This is a genomic window from Chryseobacterium sp. 22532, assembly GCF_052044665.1.
GTDB lineage: Bacteria > Bacteroidota > Bacteroidia > Flavobacteriales > Weeksellaceae > Chryseobacterium > Chryseobacterium lathyri.
Map to the genome: position 1 here is coordinate 509,243 of NZ_JBQENJ010000001.1, position 17,714 is coordinate 526,956.

Annotated in this window: 16 protein-coding genes; 3 read left to right on the plus strand and 13 right to left on the minus strand. The window is 37.6% G+C overall.

Features of this window, described 5'->3' with window-relative positions:
• Positions 1 to 4: 4 nt before the first annotated feature.
• A complete protein-coding gene (locus ACTJIV_RS02450; RefSeq protein ID WP_440625385.1) occupies positions 5 to 1,402 on the plus strand; it encodes a DUF5689 domain-containing protein in 1,398 nt (465 codons plus the stop codon).
• Between the two features lie 333 nt (positions 1,403 to 1,735).
• Here the strand turns inward: ACTJIV_RS02450 and ACTJIV_RS02455 are convergent, their stop codons facing one another.
• The 5 genes from ACTJIV_RS02455 to ACTJIV_RS02475 form a co-directional block, all read right to left on the minus strand.
• Positions 1,736 to 2,206, minus strand: coding sequence for a DUF6702 family protein (locus ACTJIV_RS02455; RefSeq protein ID WP_223558109.1), 471 nt, complete (start codon positions 2,204 to 2,206; stop codon positions 1,736 to 1,738).
• 58 nt (positions 2,207 to 2,264) lie between these two features.
• Complete coding sequence (locus ACTJIV_RS02460) at positions 2,265 to 3,017, minus strand: TIGR00730 family Rossman fold protein (RefSeq protein ID WP_111958840.1); 753 nt, start codon at positions 3,015 to 3,017, stop codon at positions 2,265 to 2,267.
• A 6-nt stretch (positions 3,018 to 3,023) separates the two neighbouring features.
• Positions 3,024 to 3,737, minus strand: coding sequence for a nucleotidyltransferase family protein (locus ACTJIV_RS02465; protein ID WP_111958842.1), 714 nt, complete (start codon positions 3,735 to 3,737; stop codon positions 3,024 to 3,026).
• Between the two features lie 75 nt (positions 3,738 to 3,812).
• On the minus strand, positions 3,813 to 4,229 hold the full coding sequence (locus tag ACTJIV_RS02470; RefSeq protein ID WP_223558110.1) for an RNase adapter RapZ: 417 nt from the start codon (positions 4,227 to 4,229) through the stop codon (positions 3,813 to 3,815).
• 91 nt (positions 4,230 to 4,320) lie between these two features.
• Positions 4,321 to 5,340 (minus strand): aminoglycoside phosphotransferase family protein, encoded by a 1,020-nt coding sequence (locus ACTJIV_RS02475; protein ID WP_440625388.1) that lies wholly within the window; start codon positions 5,338 to 5,340, stop codon positions 4,321 to 4,323.
• 221 nt (positions 5,341 to 5,561) lie between these two features.
• Between ACTJIV_RS02475 and xrtF the strand changes: the two genes are divergently transcribed.
• The gene (gene xrtF, locus ACTJIV_RS02480; RefSeq protein WP_223558112.1) at positions 5,562 to 6,092 is read left to right on the plus strand and encodes an exosortase family protein XrtF; all 531 of its coding nucleotides are present in this window, start codon (positions 5,562 to 5,564) and stop codon (positions 6,090 to 6,092) included.
• Positions 6,079 to 6,519 carry an exosortase F system-associated membrane protein gene (locus ACTJIV_RS02485; protein ID WP_336377818.1) on the plus strand — a complete coding sequence of 147 codons (441 nt, stop codon included), beginning with the start codon at positions 6,079 to 6,081 and terminating at the stop codon, positions 6,517 to 6,519. The genes xrtF and ACTJIV_RS02485 overlap by 14 nt, the downstream gene beginning before the upstream one ends.
• A gap of 24 nt (positions 6,520 to 6,543) precedes the next feature.
• Here the strand turns inward: ACTJIV_RS02485 and ACTJIV_RS02490 are convergent, their stop codons facing one another.
• From ACTJIV_RS02490 to ACTJIV_RS02525, 8 genes are all read right to left on the minus strand, one after another.
• Positions 6,544 to 7,545: a cation diffusion facilitator family transporter gene (locus ACTJIV_RS02490; protein ID WP_440625391.1), complete on the minus strand. Its 1,002-nt coding sequence runs from the start codon at positions 7,543 to 7,545 to the stop codon at positions 6,544 to 6,546.
• Positions 7,546 to 7,598: 53 nt separating this feature from the next.
• Positions 7,599 to 8,591, minus strand: coding sequence for an aspartate-semialdehyde dehydrogenase (locus ACTJIV_RS02495; RefSeq protein ID WP_111958854.1), 993 nt, complete (start codon positions 8,589 to 8,591; stop codon positions 7,599 to 7,601).
• Between the two features lie 75 nt (positions 8,592 to 8,666).
• Positions 8,667 to 9,098, minus strand: a complete 432-nt coding sequence (locus ACTJIV_RS02500) for a hypothetical protein (protein WP_111958856.1) — start codon at positions 9,096 to 9,098, stop codon at positions 8,667 to 8,669.
• Between the two features lie 84 nt (positions 9,099 to 9,182).
• Positions 9,183 to 11,861, minus strand: coding sequence for a TonB-dependent receptor (locus ACTJIV_RS02505; protein ID WP_336377816.1), 2,679 nt, complete (start codon positions 11,859 to 11,861; stop codon positions 9,183 to 9,185).
• Between the two features lie 209 nt (positions 11,862 to 12,070).
• The gene (nadC, locus tag ACTJIV_RS02510; RefSeq protein WP_440625394.1) at positions 12,071 to 12,931 is read right to left on the minus strand and encodes a carboxylating nicotinate-nucleotide diphosphorylase; all 861 of its coding nucleotides are present in this window, start codon (positions 12,929 to 12,931) and stop codon (positions 12,071 to 12,073) included.
• Positions 12,932 to 12,941: 10 nt separating this feature from the next.
• Positions 12,942 to 14,513, minus strand: a complete 1,572-nt coding sequence (nadB, locus tag ACTJIV_RS02515; RefSeq protein WP_111958862.1) for an L-aspartate oxidase — start codon at positions 14,511 to 14,513, stop codon at positions 12,942 to 12,944.
• Positions 14,514 to 14,543: 30 nt separating this feature from the next.
• Positions 14,544 to 15,170, minus strand: a complete 627-nt coding sequence (locus ACTJIV_RS02520; RefSeq protein ID WP_223558117.1) for an NAD(P)H-dependent oxidoreductase — start codon at positions 15,168 to 15,170, stop codon at positions 14,544 to 14,546.
• Between the two features lie 125 nt (positions 15,171 to 15,295).
• Positions 15,296 to 17,557, minus strand: coding sequence for a T9SS type B sorting domain-containing protein (locus ACTJIV_RS02525; protein WP_440625397.1), 2,262 nt, complete (start codon positions 17,555 to 17,557; stop codon positions 15,296 to 15,298).
• Positions 17,558 to 17,714: the final 157 nt, after the last annotated feature.

The following is a 17,714-nucleotide window of genomic DNA, read 5'->3' on the forward strand; positions in this document are numbered from 1 at the left end:
AATAATGAATAATTTCACTAACTTTTTCAAAACGGCATTTGTGGCAGTAGGTGTACTGTCTGCAGTGTCTTCTTGTGTAAAGAATGATGATTGGGAAACTCCTCCAATCGCTTGTTCAAATAAATTTGAGGCGCCTACCATTTCAATGGCTGATTTTGCAGCTCAGGCTCCTGCAACTGGATACAAATTGATTACAACAGATCAGATTTTCGACGGTTATATCGTTTCTTCTGATGCTCAGGGAAATTTTTATAAAACGATTTCCTTCCAGGATAAAACGGTAAACCCTACTGTGGGTCTTCAGATCGAAGTAGATAAAGCAAGTAACTTTGCAGACTTTCCGGTAGGGGCACATATCAGAATTAATGCTAAAGGATTACGTTTAGGACTTGACAGAGGATCAATTAAACTTGGTTCTGAAGATCCGAATTTTGCCATTGGTAGAATTCCTCAGGCTCTTGTAGGAAGATATGTTTCCGGAGTTTGTGGTGGAAACGGATTGGATATCCAGACTATTATTCCAACAAAGCTTAATTCATTAAATGATGCAAAGCAGGCTAATCTAATCAATACTTTAGTAACGGTGTCTGATGTGCAGTTCAATATAAGTGAAATTTTCCCGGTACAGAAAAAATATCTTGATTATGATGCAGGAGGCCAAGGCTTGGATACAGACAGAAATATTGAAGATAAATTAGGTGGTACTGCAGTAATCAGAAACTCAGGATTCTTCAAGAGTGGAGGAGAGCTTTTACCGAAAGGAAGCGGAACTGTTACTTTTGTGGTAAGCAGATACAATACAACATGGCAGATGCTGATCAGAAGCTTGTCCGATATTAATTTCACTGGAACAAGAGTAGATTCAACGCCGCCTAAAGGAGGTACTGAGATCACTTATTCAGGTTCTTTCCTTGAAAACTTTGAAAGTTACTCGCTGACTCCTGCTAACCTTGAAGTGTATCCTAAATATGTAAATGATGCGGTATTAGGAAACAGATACTGGCAGTTAAAAACTTTCAACAACAATAAGTATATTCAGCTGGGAGCTAATTCAGGGTCTGGAAATTATTTGACCTATTTTGCGGTACCTGTTGATTTTACAGCTGCCAATACGTTGAAATTTGATGTAAATGTTGGATTCTGGAACGGTAATGCTTTAAAAGTATACTACACAACCAATTATACTCCACTTGGAGATATTACCGCAGCAACAAAAACAGATATTACATCTGCATTTACAATTCCACAAACCCCTGTTAGCGGTTACGGTACATTAACGCCTGCGGGAACTTATACTTTACCTGCCGGATTAACGGGTAATGGATTTATACTGTTTGAATATACTGGAGCATCAACTGGTGTTACAACGACTATTCAGTTAGATAATATTCAGGTTCAATAATTTAAATCTGATATTTTAAATACAGGCCGTCTTTCATTAGATGGCCTTTTTATGTTGTGATAAATGATAAGAGCAAATGCAAATGAAGAATTAATAAAAAAGCATGACATATCTGTAGCTTTTGATTTAATGATATTGAAAATGAATTTATTATGCTCAAAAAATATAATATCACAGATTGCCTAATCGGATTCCTTTTAAATATACTAAGGGGTGATCCGGAATATGATTGGAAAGCCACATTATGAAGAAGGTTTTAGATTGAATTATATAAAACAGTAAAAACAAAAAACCACCGCAGATGCAGTGGTTCATATTTTAAAATTATTCTGTTTAGAAAGCAACTTCATTCACTTCCTTGCCTCGCTGGAAGTTCATTACTTTCTGGCTTCCTTTGTAAGCAACACTAACAATGTTGATCTGCTTAGGAAAAGCACTTAAAAGAATAGTGTTTTTAATTTTTAAGGTATTGATATCGGAAACACCACCGGTCTCAAAATATACCCATACAGTTTCTCCGCTTACCTGACTTCCGGTGAAAGTTATAGTTTTTGGAGAGCCATTGACGAACACATCAAAATTATTATTTACATATTTTTTTACTTCTGCTTCAAATCCTGCTGTATTAGGATTGATTTTAATAGCATCAGAAATATGGTTAGTATTCATTTTTGTGGTAAACTTCAATGTTTTGCTTCCATCTATATAATCAACTTTGGTCATTGAAGAGAAAAAGTCTACATACATAAAACTCATTAACACAAAAAATGTTAAAATTCCTGATATATATAAAAGTTTTTTCATCTTAATTAATAGATTTACAATCATTCTTGCTAATTATAGGTCACAAATAATATGCCAATTAAAAATTTACGTTCACAGAATATTTATCATAGAATGCCTTGATGTGTGCAACAGCCTCGTCAGCAGTGTCTACCACACGGTATAAGTCTAAATCATCTTCGGCAATCATTCCTTCTTTTAACAGTGTTGCTTTGAACCAATCCAATAATCCGCCCCAGAATTCACTTCCTACCAGAACAATCGGAAACTTGCCTATTTTATTGGTCTGAATCAGGGTCATTGCTTCCGTAAGCTCGTCCAGAGTACCGAACCCGCCCGGCATTACTACGAATCCCTGGGAATATTTTACAAACATTACCTTTCTTACAAAAAAGTAATCGAAGTTCATAGAATAGGATTTATTAATATACGGATTGAAATGCTGTTCAAACGGCAGATCAATATTGAGTCCGATGGATCTTCCCTGTGCATTAAAAGCGCCTTTATTTCCAGCTTCCATGATCCCTGGGCCGCCTCCGGTAATGATTCCGAAGCCCAGTTTGGTGATCTTTTCAGCAATTTCAACAGCCATTTCATAATACCTGCTTTCAGGCTTCAGTCTTGCAGAACCAAATATAGAAACGCATGGTCCTATCTTGGCCAGCTTTTCATATCCGTCCACAAATTCAGCCATTACTTTGAAAACCATCCAACTGTCTTTGGTGATGGTTTCGTCCCAGGTTTTCTGTCTGAGACTGTTGTGAAGTTTTGTTTCGTTAATATCAAGTGCAGGATTTACTAAACTTTCATCCCTGGTTCCATCCATTTCCATTGCAAATTATTTAAAATATTTTTCGGCTTCTATTACAGATTCCGGTCTTCCCACATCTATCAGAATGCTGTCATGTACAAATCCGTGGATATGCTCAGTCTGCATCAGGTCAAGATACTCCTCCATAACAGAAAACTTGCCGGTTCTCTTTATTTTTTCAAAGATAGCAGGGTTGATGCAGTGAACGCCACTGAAGGCAAGAGCCTTAAAGCCTTTGTTGAATTCCGCAAGCCTCTGCTCTCCCGATTGTACATTAAGCCAGCCTCTCAAAACCATATCATCATTGAAAAGCAGCTTTCTGGAACTGTCTCTATCGGAAACCGCTAAAGTAGCGAAATCTTTTATCTTTTTATGATATTCAACGAGCGCATCAATATTGATATCCGTTAAAATATCAGCGTTCATGATTAGAAAATCTTCCCCGTGATCGAGGAATCTTCTAGCAAAAATCAAGCCGCCACCGGTTTCCAGCAGTTCGTCCCTTTCATCTGAGATTTCAATGCTGCAGCCGAAATTACTGTTTTTATTTAAAAATTCAACAATCTGATTTCCAAAATGATGGATATTGATCACAAAATCTTTTATTCCAAAGCCTTTAAGATAATTGATATTTCTTTCCAAAAGCGGTATGCCGTTTACCGGAGCCAGTGCTTTTGGATGGTGATCCGTAAATGGTTTTAGCCTTGTGCCTTTCCCGGCAGCGAAAATTAAAGCTTTCATATAATCTAGGTAATGAGTGATACGTAATGAGTAATTTCAGGAATTGATGAAAAGTAAAATATTACTTATTGCTCATTATCCATTACTCATATTCAGGTGGTGCTGTTCGTCATGGTGGAGGCTTATTTCTATTCCTTCAGGATATTTTTCCCTGATGAATTCAGCAATCTTGATCGCAGAATACACGGATCTGTGTTGTCCGCCTGTACATCCGAAATTGATCTGCAGGTCTTCAAAACCTCTTTCCAGATAATTGTCAATATTAATTGAAATAATGGATTTTACCAGCTCGAGAAACTTAGGCATTTCGGTTTTTGTTTCAAGGTATTCCTGAACTCCGATATCATTTCCTGTTTGGATTTTGTATTCTTCAATTCTTCCTGGATTTAAAATTCCTCTGCAGTCGAAGGTAAAACCTCCGCCGTTTCCTGAATGGTCTTTAGGAATTCCTCCTTTTTTGTAAGAAAAACTGTGTATGTCGATGTGTAACATTATTCTTTATTTTTATTTAAACCATTAAGGCTTATTTAGTTTTATTGATAACCGGTTATCTGTAAGCTGTCGGCTTGATCGGAGTCGAAAGCTAGCTATTTAAAATGTGATTAATTTTCAATTTTGATTCTTCCGAAGACAGTTGTTCTATTACTTTTTTCAGTTCCGGATAATCCTGCATCTGTTCCCAGGATGCGGCAAACTGCGTGATATTGTGAATTCCTTTTTCAAGGCTGACTATAAAATGCTGCTTCCTTTGGATTAGCCCTCTGAAGCCATAGGCTCCAAGTACCTGCAGAAATCTCATCATCTGAATTGGTTTTACCGAATTTTTTAGTTTAGTTTTGATTTCTTCATTTTCAAACTGCATGATATAATAGTCAAGCATTTCATTTTTAAAATCTTCCGGAAAGTTGGCCTTGGCCTGGAAGAGGAAAGAAATCACATCATACATCAATGGCCCTTCCATCGCAGATTGGTAATCGATGAACGAAACTTTACGATCTTCATTCACCATAATATTCCTTGCCTGAAAATCGCGGATCATCATTCCTTTGGGTTCAAGACTTTCAATAAGCTGGGCAATCTGTTTAAATTCTTTCAATAAAACAGATTTACGGTATTCGAGCTCCAGAATATCAGCTACAAAGTTTTTAAAATAATACAGATCATGAATCACGGGAAGCTCGTCATACCTTTCGTATTCAAACGTTTTTGAAAAATCAATTTTCGCCTGGGTCCGGATTTGGAGCTGGAAAAGCTTTTCTAATGTTTGCTTTACCAATGTTCTTACGTTATCGGAAAGTCCTTCTGTTGTAATAACATCTGAAAGAGTTTGTTCTCCTAGAAATTCCTGTATATACATCTTTTTGTCGTCTGAAACAGCAAAAATATTGGGTGTGTTGAGGTCAAGCTCTGAGAAGATTTCAGAATAATAAAGGAAGCTTTCGTTTTCCGCGGTATTTTCATTGCTGGTGACAATGTATTTTCTGGTGTTGGATTTAGCCAGGAAATTTATTCTCGCAGAACCACTTTGAGCCAGTGTAACGAACTCAGAAGATGGTTCACCCAGATAATTTTCAAAAAATCGTTTTGCGTTTTCGGAAGTCATAATATGGAAACAAATATACTAATTTAATGGGAGTTTGATTGTTTTGATTGTTTTGGCTGTTTGAGGGTTTGAGATATTAGAGCTGGAGTAGGATTATCAGAGGATTTGGAGCTCTGGATGGTGATTGAGACTTGATGTTAGTTAAGTTATTTTGTAAAATCTAACGTCTGATATCAAATATTTATTAACCTAAGTTTCAGTCTAATTTCTATCTTTGTATCATGTTAAAGGATTTTAAACCGGTTTTAAACATTTTGCTGAGGTTCATCGTCATCTACCTGGTGCTGCTTCTAGGGTATCAGTTTTATCTGAACAGCGGTAAAGAAAGTGGGCTGGATCCTTTTTCCCGGATGATTGCTGATCAGGTTGCTGCTGTTCAAAAGACTATAGGATTTCCTACATTGCTTTATGATGATGTAAAAAATGAACAGGTTTGGTTTTATGTAAAGAAAAACTATGTGACAAGAATGGTGGAGGGATGTAATGCTGTTTCCGTCATGATCTTGTTTATAGCTTTCGTTTTTGCATTTTATAAAGGTGCTAAAACATATATTTTCGCATTGGCTGGGCTTGTTTTGCTTTACATTATGAACCTTCTGCGAATCATGGGACTAAATATCGTTATGGTAGATCATCCGGAATATGGAAAAATATTCCATGATTTTATTTTTCCAGCAGTTATTTATGGGACTGTTGTGGTTCTGTGGCTGGTTTGGATTAAATTCTTTGCTTTGAAAAATGAAAATTCTTAACTGGCTTCTGGTGATAGCGGGAATCTGCGGTCTTATAAGCGTACGGATGCTTGAAGACAAAATTTTCTATGACCCTTTTCTCGAATATTTTCATGAAGCGATTAAAAATATTGCATTTCCCCGGTTTGAATGGGGGAAATTAATTGCAGGACATCTTTTCAGGTTTATGCTTAATCTTGCCTTTTCGTGCCTGATCATTCAATGTCTTTTTAAAAACCGCCAGTGGACGGCACAGGGAGCATTGCTGATTACCATTATTTTTGTGATTACTTTTCCGATTTATCTTTACTGTATACATGATAAGTTCGAGATAGGGTATCTTTTCTCTTTTTATATGAGAAGGTTTGTCATCCAGCCGCTGGCTTTGCTTTTGATTGTTCCGATGTTTTATTATAGAAAACAATTAATGGAAAGAGCAGATAAATAAATCTGACAAATTTATTACTACAGGCTAATCTGCAGTATGTTTATCCACACTGGTGACATTTTCAGGAGTCCACTGCACTCTTTTTACAAAATCTTTTTCGCGGACAGGGCAGTCTTTTATCTGGCATACAGGGCATGATACTGTTTTACAATCATCCATATGGAAATTAAATTCTACGCTTCTTTTTGTATTTTTAGCTAAAAGAATAATCATTTTTTCCATTTCATTGTGCGCTTCCCGAAGGCTGTAGTACCAAGGTAAGGTAATATGGGCATCAATATGGAGATTGGCTCCGAATTGCTGAATTTTCATATTGTGGACATCGATCCATTCTATTCTTCTGTTCTCTTCGAGTACTCTGATAATCTGGTTCAAAAGATCAGGATCCTGTTCATCCATAATACCGCTTAAAGATTTTCTTACGATTTTATAGCCTACGTAGATGATGTAAAGTCCAAAAATAAGGGCTACAACTGAATCCAGCCAGTAGATTTTAGTGAAGTAAACAATCATTAAGCTTATTACGACACCCAATGTCGTGATGGTATCGGATTGAAGATGCTTCCCTGATGATACAAGAACCAGCGAGTTTTCTGCCTGCCCTTTTTTAATGGAAATATATCCCAGGAGATAATTAACAATAGCGGTTGCAGCAATGATCCATATTCCCATATCTATTTTGCTCAGGGTTTTCCCTACAATAAGGCTGTTGACACCTTCATAGATGATCATAATACCGGCAATGGCGATTAAAGCCCCTTCGATACCGGATGTTACAAATTCTACTTTTCCGTGGCCGTATGGGTGGTCCTCGTCTCTAGGTTTTGCGGCAAGATGAAGGGAGTAGAGCCCCATAAATGCACTGATGACATTGACGATGCTTTCCATGGCATCAGAAAACACGGCATCGGAATTGGTGAGCTTCCAGGCAATAATCTTTCCTATGAATAAAATGACCCCGAAAGCGGCAATCAGCTTTTGGAATCCTATTTTGTCTTTGCGGGTAATGGTTTTTTTATTTTCCATAGTTTGATAAAAAAAAGAATCTCAATTCTGAGACTCTTTTTTATTTTGTTAGTTTAAACTAAGTTGTTGGCTGCTAAGTATTCTGCAATCTGTACAGCGTTCGTTGCGGCTCCTTTTCGCAGATTGTCTGCCACGATCCAGAGATTCAGCGTTTTGGGCTGTGAAAGATCCCGTCTTATCCTGCCGACGAAAACTTCGTCTTTCCCTTCGGAGTACAGCGGCATTGGATATTCGTTGTTTTTCACGTTGTCCATTACCACTACGCCTGGTGTCTCGGATAATATCTTTCTTACTTCGTCAAGGTCAAACTCGTTTTCAAATTCAATATTTACACTTTCTGAGTGTCCTCCCTGAACAGGAACTCTCACTGCAGTTGCTGTAAGATTGAATGTATCATCACCTAAAATTTTCTTAGGTTCTTTCATCAATTTGATCTCCTCTTTCGTGTAGTCATCATCACTGAATACGTCACAGTGAGGAAGAGCATTTTTGAAAATCTGATAAGGATATACTTTGGCAACGCTGTCATCTCCGCTTATTTCAGCATTGAGCTGATCCACGGCAGCTTTTCCTGTTCCTGTTACAGACTGGTAGGTAGAAACAACCACTCTTTTCAGGTCATATTTTTTATTCAGTGGCCCCAGAACCATTACTAACTGAATGGTAGAGCAGTTAGGATTGGCAATGATCTTATCTTCTTTGGTCAAAACATTAGCATTGATCTCCGGAACAACCAGTTTTTTGGTAGGGTCCATTCTCCATGCTGAAGAATTGTCAATCACTGTGGTGCCTGCTTCCGCAAAAAGAGGTGCAAATTCAAGAGAAGTGTCTCCTCCGGCAGAAAAAATAGCAATATCCGGTTTGGCAGCTATAGCGTCCTTCATGCTTACGATGGTAAATTCTTCCTGTTTATACTTCACCTTCTTACCTACAGATCTTTCGGATGCTACCGGAATTAATTCTGTTACAGGGAAGTTTCTCTCCTCCAAAACTTTAAGCATAACTTGTCCAACCATTCCTGTTGAACCGACTACAGCTACTTTCATTGATTTAATTAAAAAATTTAAGGTTAAACTATTACAAAGTTATAACTCATCATTGATAACTTATTATTTTATGTTTTAAGCCCCAAAGACTCTCGTCCAAGGGAATGCAAATGCAAATAGACCTGCAGCGATAAGACCCATGATCACAATACCTAAAGAAATTGTGTCATTGGATTTCACTTTTTTGTTGATGATGGTCATCAATACTGCTGCAATCAGCATAGAAAATGGGTGCTCCACATACTGGAATCTTAAATCGGCATTTTTCATTACTGATCCCATATCCAATCCTTTTGTGAAATTAATCACCAGCATGACGATCCCTATTAAAAACTGAACATGGAAGAAAATCATCGTAAAGAGAGTCGTCTTCTTTAAAAATTTGTTCACTTTACCACTGAAGCCAAACATTGTGGCTAAAAGGGCAATAATAAATAATGAGACCAAAAGAAGTTCAAGATACCCGAATCCTTTGTGTGCATTAAGCAAAATCTTGTAAAAATCCATATTCAATTTTTTGTACACAAATATAGCAAAAATCCCGGCGAAAAGCCGGGATTGATATTTATAAAATCTAATATTGTGATCTTATTAGAATCTGTAAGAAAGTGAAGCTGACCAAGTTCTTCCGAATCCGAAATAAACGTTGTTGCTAACATCCAAACCTTTGTAGAAGTTATTTGGATTTGCGTTGTAAGCATCTAATTGCTGTTGAGCAGTCTGCCCACCCGCAATATCTTTATAATCAGATATTGTTTTTTTGTTAGATGATCTTAAATCTGAAATGTATGTAGTGTCAAATAAGTTGTAAACATTTGCAGATAAAATCAATCTCTGTCCATTTTTCAGATCAAATGTATAAGATGCTCCAACATCAGTGAGGTTATAAGAAGGTGCTTTTAAAGAACCTTTTTCTGCTCTGGCTGCAGGAATTTGTCCATTTTCTCCAATGATAAAGCCACTGTTGATACTAAATGTTCCATAAAGGTTGTCATAATATCTCCAAGTTCCGTAAATATCAAGGTTTTTAACTGGTTTCACAGTAGCTCCAATAGCTGCTGTGGTTTGCGCAGCATCAGATACTTTAAGACCATCTAAAGCTAATGTAACCTCGTTTTTTCCGTTTGAGCCAACAATAGGAGCTCCGTTTTCATCAACTAAAAGACCTGTAGGATTGTTTTTATATTTCCAGTTTCCTATAGATAACATTCCGTTAAATTCTAAAAAGTTCAAAGGCTTGTAGAATAACTCTAGCTCAGCACCCATATGCACCTGCTTTACACCATTTAAGCTAACAGTTGCTCTTTCCAAACCATAAATAGTAAGGTTTGTAAGACGAACGAATCTATCATCCCATGAAGTATAATATAAGTTCAGATTAGCTCTAAGCTTAGAAGATCTAAAACCGTAACCAAATTCTGCAGAAGCAATTTTTTCATTCTGAAGATCCTTATTCACGACTTGCTGGTTGCCTGTCTGTCTACCATCTGAAACCGAGTAAGGATAAACTGCAAAGAAGTTTGGTTGTTTAGAATAATAACCAGCGTTCACAAATACGTTATGATTATCATTGATATTGTAATTAACACCTGCCTTTACATTATAACCAAACAGATATTTCATCTCTGTTTTTGTGTTTACCTTTTCTCCTAATTGTTCGGTAACACCATCTATAATCCAATTGTCAATTCTTGAGAATCCTTGTTCAGAAGCAGAACCCTGTACAAATGCGGAAAGATTATCCTTAGAATACTCTAATTGTCCAAAAACCCCACCCCAAAGAACTTCTCCGTTATAGTTTCTGTATACAATCTGGTCTTTATCTTTTATGGCTTTAATAAACGGGTTAGCAGAAGGTGTTGCATTGTAAACAAGGTTTACATCCATATTAGGATTATTCTTGTTGTCTTTTTCAATAAATTTGTTATTTCCCCAAAGATCAGTTAAAACTCCCGGGTGATAACCATAGTAGTATCTTCCATCTAAACCAACTGAAAAATTAAAATTATCATTGATTTTATGTTGGAAATTGGTAAGGAATCCGTACCAATCGTGAGAGTTTACTGAAGCTCTTCTTACTAGACCATTGCTTCTTTGTGCAATTCCTGGCGTTGCATTAACTTTATTGATCGGAGCAGCAGGATTTGATGGGTTCCATAATACTGATTGTCCTTGGTTCCACGCAACAATGTCATCAAAACGGATTAAACCATCTTGAGTTTTCGGAAGGCTGTTTATACTTGTTCCATTAATGGATCCGATAACTCCGGTCCCTCCTCCACGTCCCCAAGAAGCATAAACAACAGTTGATAATTTAGATTTTTCGCTCATTGTCCAATCCCAGTTGATGGATGCAACAGGCTTACTATAATAATTTACAGATTGAGAATATTGTCTTCCATTCAAATATCCCCAGTTAGAATTATATTTTCTGTTTGGCTCATCCCCAAAAACCTTATCCAATTTACCATCACCCATATCTAAATATGTAGCAATACTTCCGTTAAAGTTTTGGTTGTGCCATTGAGGAGCCCCAGTAAACGTGAATTGGAAATCATGCTTTTTATTTGGCTGCCATCCAAGAGCAAAATAATAGTTGTATGCTTCAAAATCAGAACCATCTATATATGTTGCACCAGCAGTTCTTGCCATTAAGAATGAAGTAGACCACCCGTTTGCAGATTTACCAGTATTGTATGAAAATAATGTTTTCAGGTATCCGTCATTACCAAGACCTAAAGTTACATTACCCTCTTTCTTTTTATCAGCAGCTCTTGTAATAACGTTAATGGTTCCTCCAATAGATGCAATAGCTAATTTAGATGATCCTAAACCTCTTTGAACCTGCATAGCAGAAGTAACATCTGATAAACCAAGCCAGTTTGACCAGTATACTGTTCCTCCTTCCATATCGTTTACAGGAACACCGTTAATCATTACTGCGGTGTTATTAGTATCAAAACCACGAATGTTAACACGGCCATCACCGAAACCACCACCACCTTTTGTAGCATAGATAGAAGGAGTAGAATTTAAGATTTCCGGGAATTCTTGATTTCCTAATCGTTGTACAATTTGTGCTTCCTTAATGGTTGAAACTGCTACCGGTGTTTTTCTATCTTTAGCAATATCAGCAACACCAGTGATTACAACTTGTTCAATGTCATTGGATTTGGTTTTCACCGTATCCTGAACTTCTTGAGCATAATAAACACTTGCTGTAGATAATGTAATTACTACAGATAGCATCGATTTGTTGATTAATTTCATAATCGTTAGTAATAGTTAGATTTAATTTTCTGCAAAATTCGCGAAATAAAATTTAACTAATATTAACTGTATGTTAATTTTTACTCAATCTTAATAAGATTTAACTTATTGATTTTCAGATTTATAAATAAAAATTGAATTTTTACATGAAAAAAATCATATTATTGAGTTTTTAACAAATAGGGGCTGTTTTTATTAAAAATATAACGCTATTTCACGGCTTTGAGACTCAAATCAATATTTTCAGCCGAATGGGTAAGGGCACCGGCAGAGATATAAGTGACCCCGGTAGATGCAATTTCTTTTAACATATCACGGGTAATTCCACCTGAGGCTTCAGACTCACAAGAGCCGTTAATCATTTCTACTGCCTGCTTCATCATAGATACGCTCATATTGTCGAGCATGATTCTGTCTACTTTTGCTTTGATGGCTTCTTTTACCTCTTCAAGGTTTCTTGTCTCAACTTCGATCTTTAATTTTTTCTTAGCACTTTTAACATAATCTTTTGCCATTTTTACGGCATTCGTAATACTCCCATTATAATCGATGTGGTTATCTTTCAGCATGATCATGTCATAGAGTCCATATCTGTGATTGGTTCCGCCACCTATAGCAACGGCCCATTTTTCACATACTCTGAAGTTAGGAGTTGTTTTTCGGGTATCTAAAAGTTTTGTTTTTGTTCCTATCAATCGTGAATCCCAGTCGTGGGTAAGGGTAGCAATACCGCTCATTCTCTGCATGCAGTTCAGAATAAGTCTTTCGGTGGAAAGAATAGATCTTGCGCTGCCGGTTACTATTAAAGCTACATCACCAACTTTCGCTGCTTTTCCGTCTTTAATGAAAATTTCAACTTTCAGATCTTTATCAAAAGTTTTAAAAATAATTTCCGCCAACTCAACACCTGCCAAAATACAGTCCTGCTTTACCAGAAGTTTGGCACTCTGCTTCAGGTCCTTTGGAATTGTGGAAAGGGTAGAGTGATCACCATCCTGAATGTCTTCTTCCAGGGCGTTTTTGATGAATGTTTTTAATACTTTATCTGTAGCGTAAGCTGGTCTTTTCATTATGTATGTTTTAAGCTAAGTCTTTATTATAAAATGCCCCTTTATTTTCAGTCATTTCCATAGATTGGGTAATGATGAGGTGGGCAACGGTTGTCAGGTTTCTTAATTCAGATAGTTGTGGCGAAAGAATAGAATAGTGGTAAATCTCGTCCACGGCTGCTGCGATTTCCTGATGCTTCTGTAAAGCCATGTTCAGACGTCTGTTGCTTCTTACGATACCTACCAGATCGCTCATCATTTCCTGAAGCTGTTTTCTGAGGTAGCTTATGATCACCATTTCGTCCATGATCTTCATTCCTTCCTCATTCCATTCCGGAACGGCTTTAAGATCATCGAAGTTGAAGTTATTTTCATTGAGGAGAGCAACTGTTTTTATAGCGGCATTATGTCCGAAAACCAAGCCTTCCAATAATGAGTTTGATGCAAGTCTGTTCGCACCATGCAATCCGGAATTGGTACATTCTCCTACTGCAAAAAGATTACGGATGGAAGACTGACCGTCCCTGTCGACTTCAATACCGCCCATCAGATAATGGCATGCCGGTACTATAGGAATCAATTGGATAAAAGGATCAATTCCTTCTTCTTTACATTTTTTATAAATATTCGGGAAATGTTCCAGGAATTTTTCATGATCCATATCGCGGCAGTCAAGACCGGCAAATTCATCACCGGAGATCTTCATTTCATTATCAATGGCTCGGGCTACAATATCTCTTGAGGCTAATTCTTCACGCACATCATATTTATGCATGAACTTTTCACCGTTTTTGGTTCTTAATTTGGCACCATCTCCCCGGACTGCTTCAGAAATCAGGAAAAGCATTCCGTTAATCTTGCTGTACAGTGCCGTTGGATGGAACTGATAGTACTGCATATTGGAAACTTTGCCCTTTGCGCGGGCTACAAAAGCAATTCCGTCACCGGTAGCAATAGTAGGATTTGTTGTGTTTTTATAAACATGTCCCGCACCTCCTGTAGCAACCAGTGTTATTTTGGAAGTGATCTTTTTGATCTTTTTTGATTTTTCATCAAGAATATAGGCGCCGTAACAGTTGATATCACCTTCGCTTACTTCCTTTCCTGGAACATGATGCTGGGTGATGATATCAATAACATAATGATGGTCGAGGATCTCAATATTCGGGCTGCTGTTGGCTGTTGCCAGAAGAGCTCTTTCGATCTCGAATCCGGTAATATCTTTATGGTGTACGATTCGGTTTTCCGTGTGGCCGCCTTCTCTTCCCAAGGCAAACTCTCCATTTTTCATATCGAAATTAGCACCCCATTCTACAATTTCGTTGAATCTTGTGGGAGCTTCCCTTACGACCATTTCTACCACGTCTCGTTTGTTTTCCCCATCTCCGGCACGCATGGTGTCTTCGATATGCTTTTCGAAATTATCGTTTTTAAAGTCGGTGACTACGGCCAGTCCGCCCTGTGCGTATTTGGTATTGCTTTCGTCTTCGTCGGATTTTGTTACGATGATGATCTTGGCATCAGGGAGTTGTTCAGAAACTTTAATGGCATAGGAAAGTCCCGAGATGCCGGAACCAATTACTAATACATCCGCTTTTATCATATGCTTGCTTTAGGTACGATCGTTTAAATATTAAATAAATTTAAACAATTTTTCGTTTGGTTTTCTTACTTTTTTCATGTGTTGAAAATGATCTTCCTGAGAACGGTAGCCTAAAGCCAGAGTGACAGTTACTTTTTCTGTTTCAGAATTGATGTTGAGAATTTCCTCTATCATCTCCTGCCGGAAGCCTTCCATAGGGCAGGAATCTATATTTTCAATAGCGGCGGTATACATTAGATTGGCAAGTACGATATAAGACTGCTTTTCTGCCCAGTTGAAAATTTCATCCTGTGTTTTTTGGGTAATATGTTGGTTAATACTTTTTCTGAAAAGGTCGAGTTTCTCAACAGGAGTTTCCCTTACCTCAGAAATATGATTAAAATAACCGTGAATATAGCTTTCCTCAATAGTTTTCTTCGAAATGATAACAATAAGGTGTGAACAGGTGGAAATCTGTGAAGGATTATAAAAAGCCGGAATTAATTTCTGCTTCATTTCCTCGCTTTCCACTACCAGTATTTTGTATGGCTGAAGCCCAAGTGAACTGGCAGACAACTTTCCTGACTCTAGAATATTGTGCAGGATGTCCTGGGGAATAATCTCATGATTAAATTTCTTCACAGAATATCTTCTGCTTAAAGCTTCCAAATAATTCATAGGGCAAATTTAAGAATAGAATGCGAATAAAGTGCGCTTATAATGAAATATATCCTTTTATAAAAATAAAAAGATCACTCCAAATTTGGAGTGATCCCGGTATTTAAAAAATAATCAATTTTAATTTACTCTCTGTTTTTTACCATAATCCAGCCTGAGAATTTGATTGGAGTATTCTTGCTGTTATTTTCATTCCATGTGATAGAATACCAGTAATTTCCTGTCGGAACTTTTTTGCTTCCATTAGTGGTGCCGTCCCAGACATATCTGTTGGACTTATCAGCCTGGAAAAGCTTGTATCCATATCGGTCGAAAATTCCGATTTCCAGATTCTTTTTATTGGAAAGTGCTGAATAATCAATAGCGTCGTTTACGCCGTCTCCATTTGGAGTGATCACGTTGATAATATTAGGAACCGTGATGTCGATCTGAATAGGCTCACAATCATAGTTGTCCTTTACATAAATCTTAGCTTCACCTCTGGGAACATTTGAAAATATATTGGAATCCTGCCATTGTATATTATCCATTGAATATTGGTAAGGCGGTGTTCCTCCGTTAACAAAGGCAGTTACGGTGCTTCCTGAAATATCAATATTGGTAACAACGGGCTGTTCTGAAGCATATACCTTTACGGTCTGCAGTGTAATACAGTCTCCGGTTTTTAATTTTACCCAGTAAGTTCCTACACCTACATTGGTGATGGCCTGTGTCGTTGCTCCTGTGCTCCATTGGTAACCATTGAATCCAGGGCCTGCATCCAGTGTGGTTTTGTCCTCAATACAGATGATTTTGTCCTTTAATACGCTGGATGAAACCGGAGATAAGACGGTGAGGGTAACTTTTGCAATAGAATAACATCCCTGCGCATTGAATACTTTTATATAAATGACTCCGGATGGAGCAGTATATGCTAAGAAATTTAAAATTTCATTCGTTCCGTTTTCAGCATCTGTAAGGGATGGATAATATTTTTTTATTGCTCCCGTCAATACTGTTACTGGTGCATTGCTTAAATTGAATGTTCCCAGTGAAGGATTGGTTTCAAGGAAGCATGTTCTTAATGATGCATCGGTAACGACCACAACCGGATTGAGATTCAGGGTAACTTTTGCTACACTCACACATCCCTGGGGAGTGGTCACTTTTGCAAATAATATGGCCGCTCCTGATGCGTAAGCTGTAGGGTTGGGAATCTGGTTGATCCCTGCATTCAGGTCTGACATTGTATTGTAAAATTCCATTGTACAACCAGGAACTGTTGTTAAAGCAGCTGTGGTAAGGTCAAATGTTGCAGTACCTGCATTATTGTTGTTACATCCCGTAAGCGAAGCATCAGTGGCTGCAAACGGAGTGGGGTTCAGCTGTATGACTCCGTCTCCATTATCGCAGAGTGTAGAACTAGGATCTTTAATGACTACTTTAATTGTAGTGTTGCCAGAATACGGGAAATTTGAAGGATTGGCAATAGGTGTTGAACTTCCTAAAACATAATAGGTGAATATGTAATTTGCCGGATTATTGACAAATTGAGCATTGAAAGACGTTAGGTCCACAGTTCCGGTACCGGTTGCAGGATTGGTACATACAAATGGAGTTACTGTAGCATTCAGAATGGGAACTTTGTCTACAAACACTTTTACATTTTTGATAGAATGTCTTGCGCTGGCACCTCCTGTAGCTGCCGAAAATCCAAAGTATCCCTGTGACATTCCAATGGCAGCGCCCGAAGGAGCGAATGACTGGTCTGCAATAAGAACCCCGTCAATTTTTATTTTAATGATCCAGTTCGTAGGGTTGGTAAGGTCTGTTTCCCCGTTTACTTCTACGTGTTTATAGTTTGGTCCTACGAATGGCTGAGTAGGGTTGAGGTCCGGAGAATGAAATGTGCTGCCGGGCGTTGTGTTATATTCAATATTGTTTCCGGCTGTATTGTTGGTGCCATAAAGAACGTGTACTTTACTCATCTGTCCTTCCGTGGTATTATTGAAAATATCAAATCCTACCATCAGTCCGGAAGCATTTCCGGGAATTCCAAGTCCACCACCGGATACGAATCCTGTCGGCGGATTGGCAAGATACCAGAAAGTAAATCCGTCTCCTCTTCCGAATTGTGTTGTTCCGTTTCCGTCAATTCTAAAGTCAAATTCTACCTTCCATTTGTCACAATAACTTAATGTGATAGGGGTAGCCAGTTTTATAGCGCCATACAGGTTTCCGTTATCGGTTGTAAGCCTGATGAAATCTGTATCAACAGCCGCATTTGAAACAAGGTCCCAGCCCGTTGTGTTGACAGGGTTTCCTGCAAGCTGATATGTTTGTGAAAACAGCTGACCTGAAAAGCATAGAAAAATAGTTAAATAATAAAGGAGTAGTTTTCTTTTCATATGAAGCGATTAGTTTTTGAGGTTATTCCTGTAAATATATTTATTTTATTTTCTAATATATAATGTATAATTGTCAAATGATTAACAAAAATTGTCAATTTTATAAGTAATTTTTAAAATTTATATGAAATGGTTAAAAATAAAATATATCTTATTT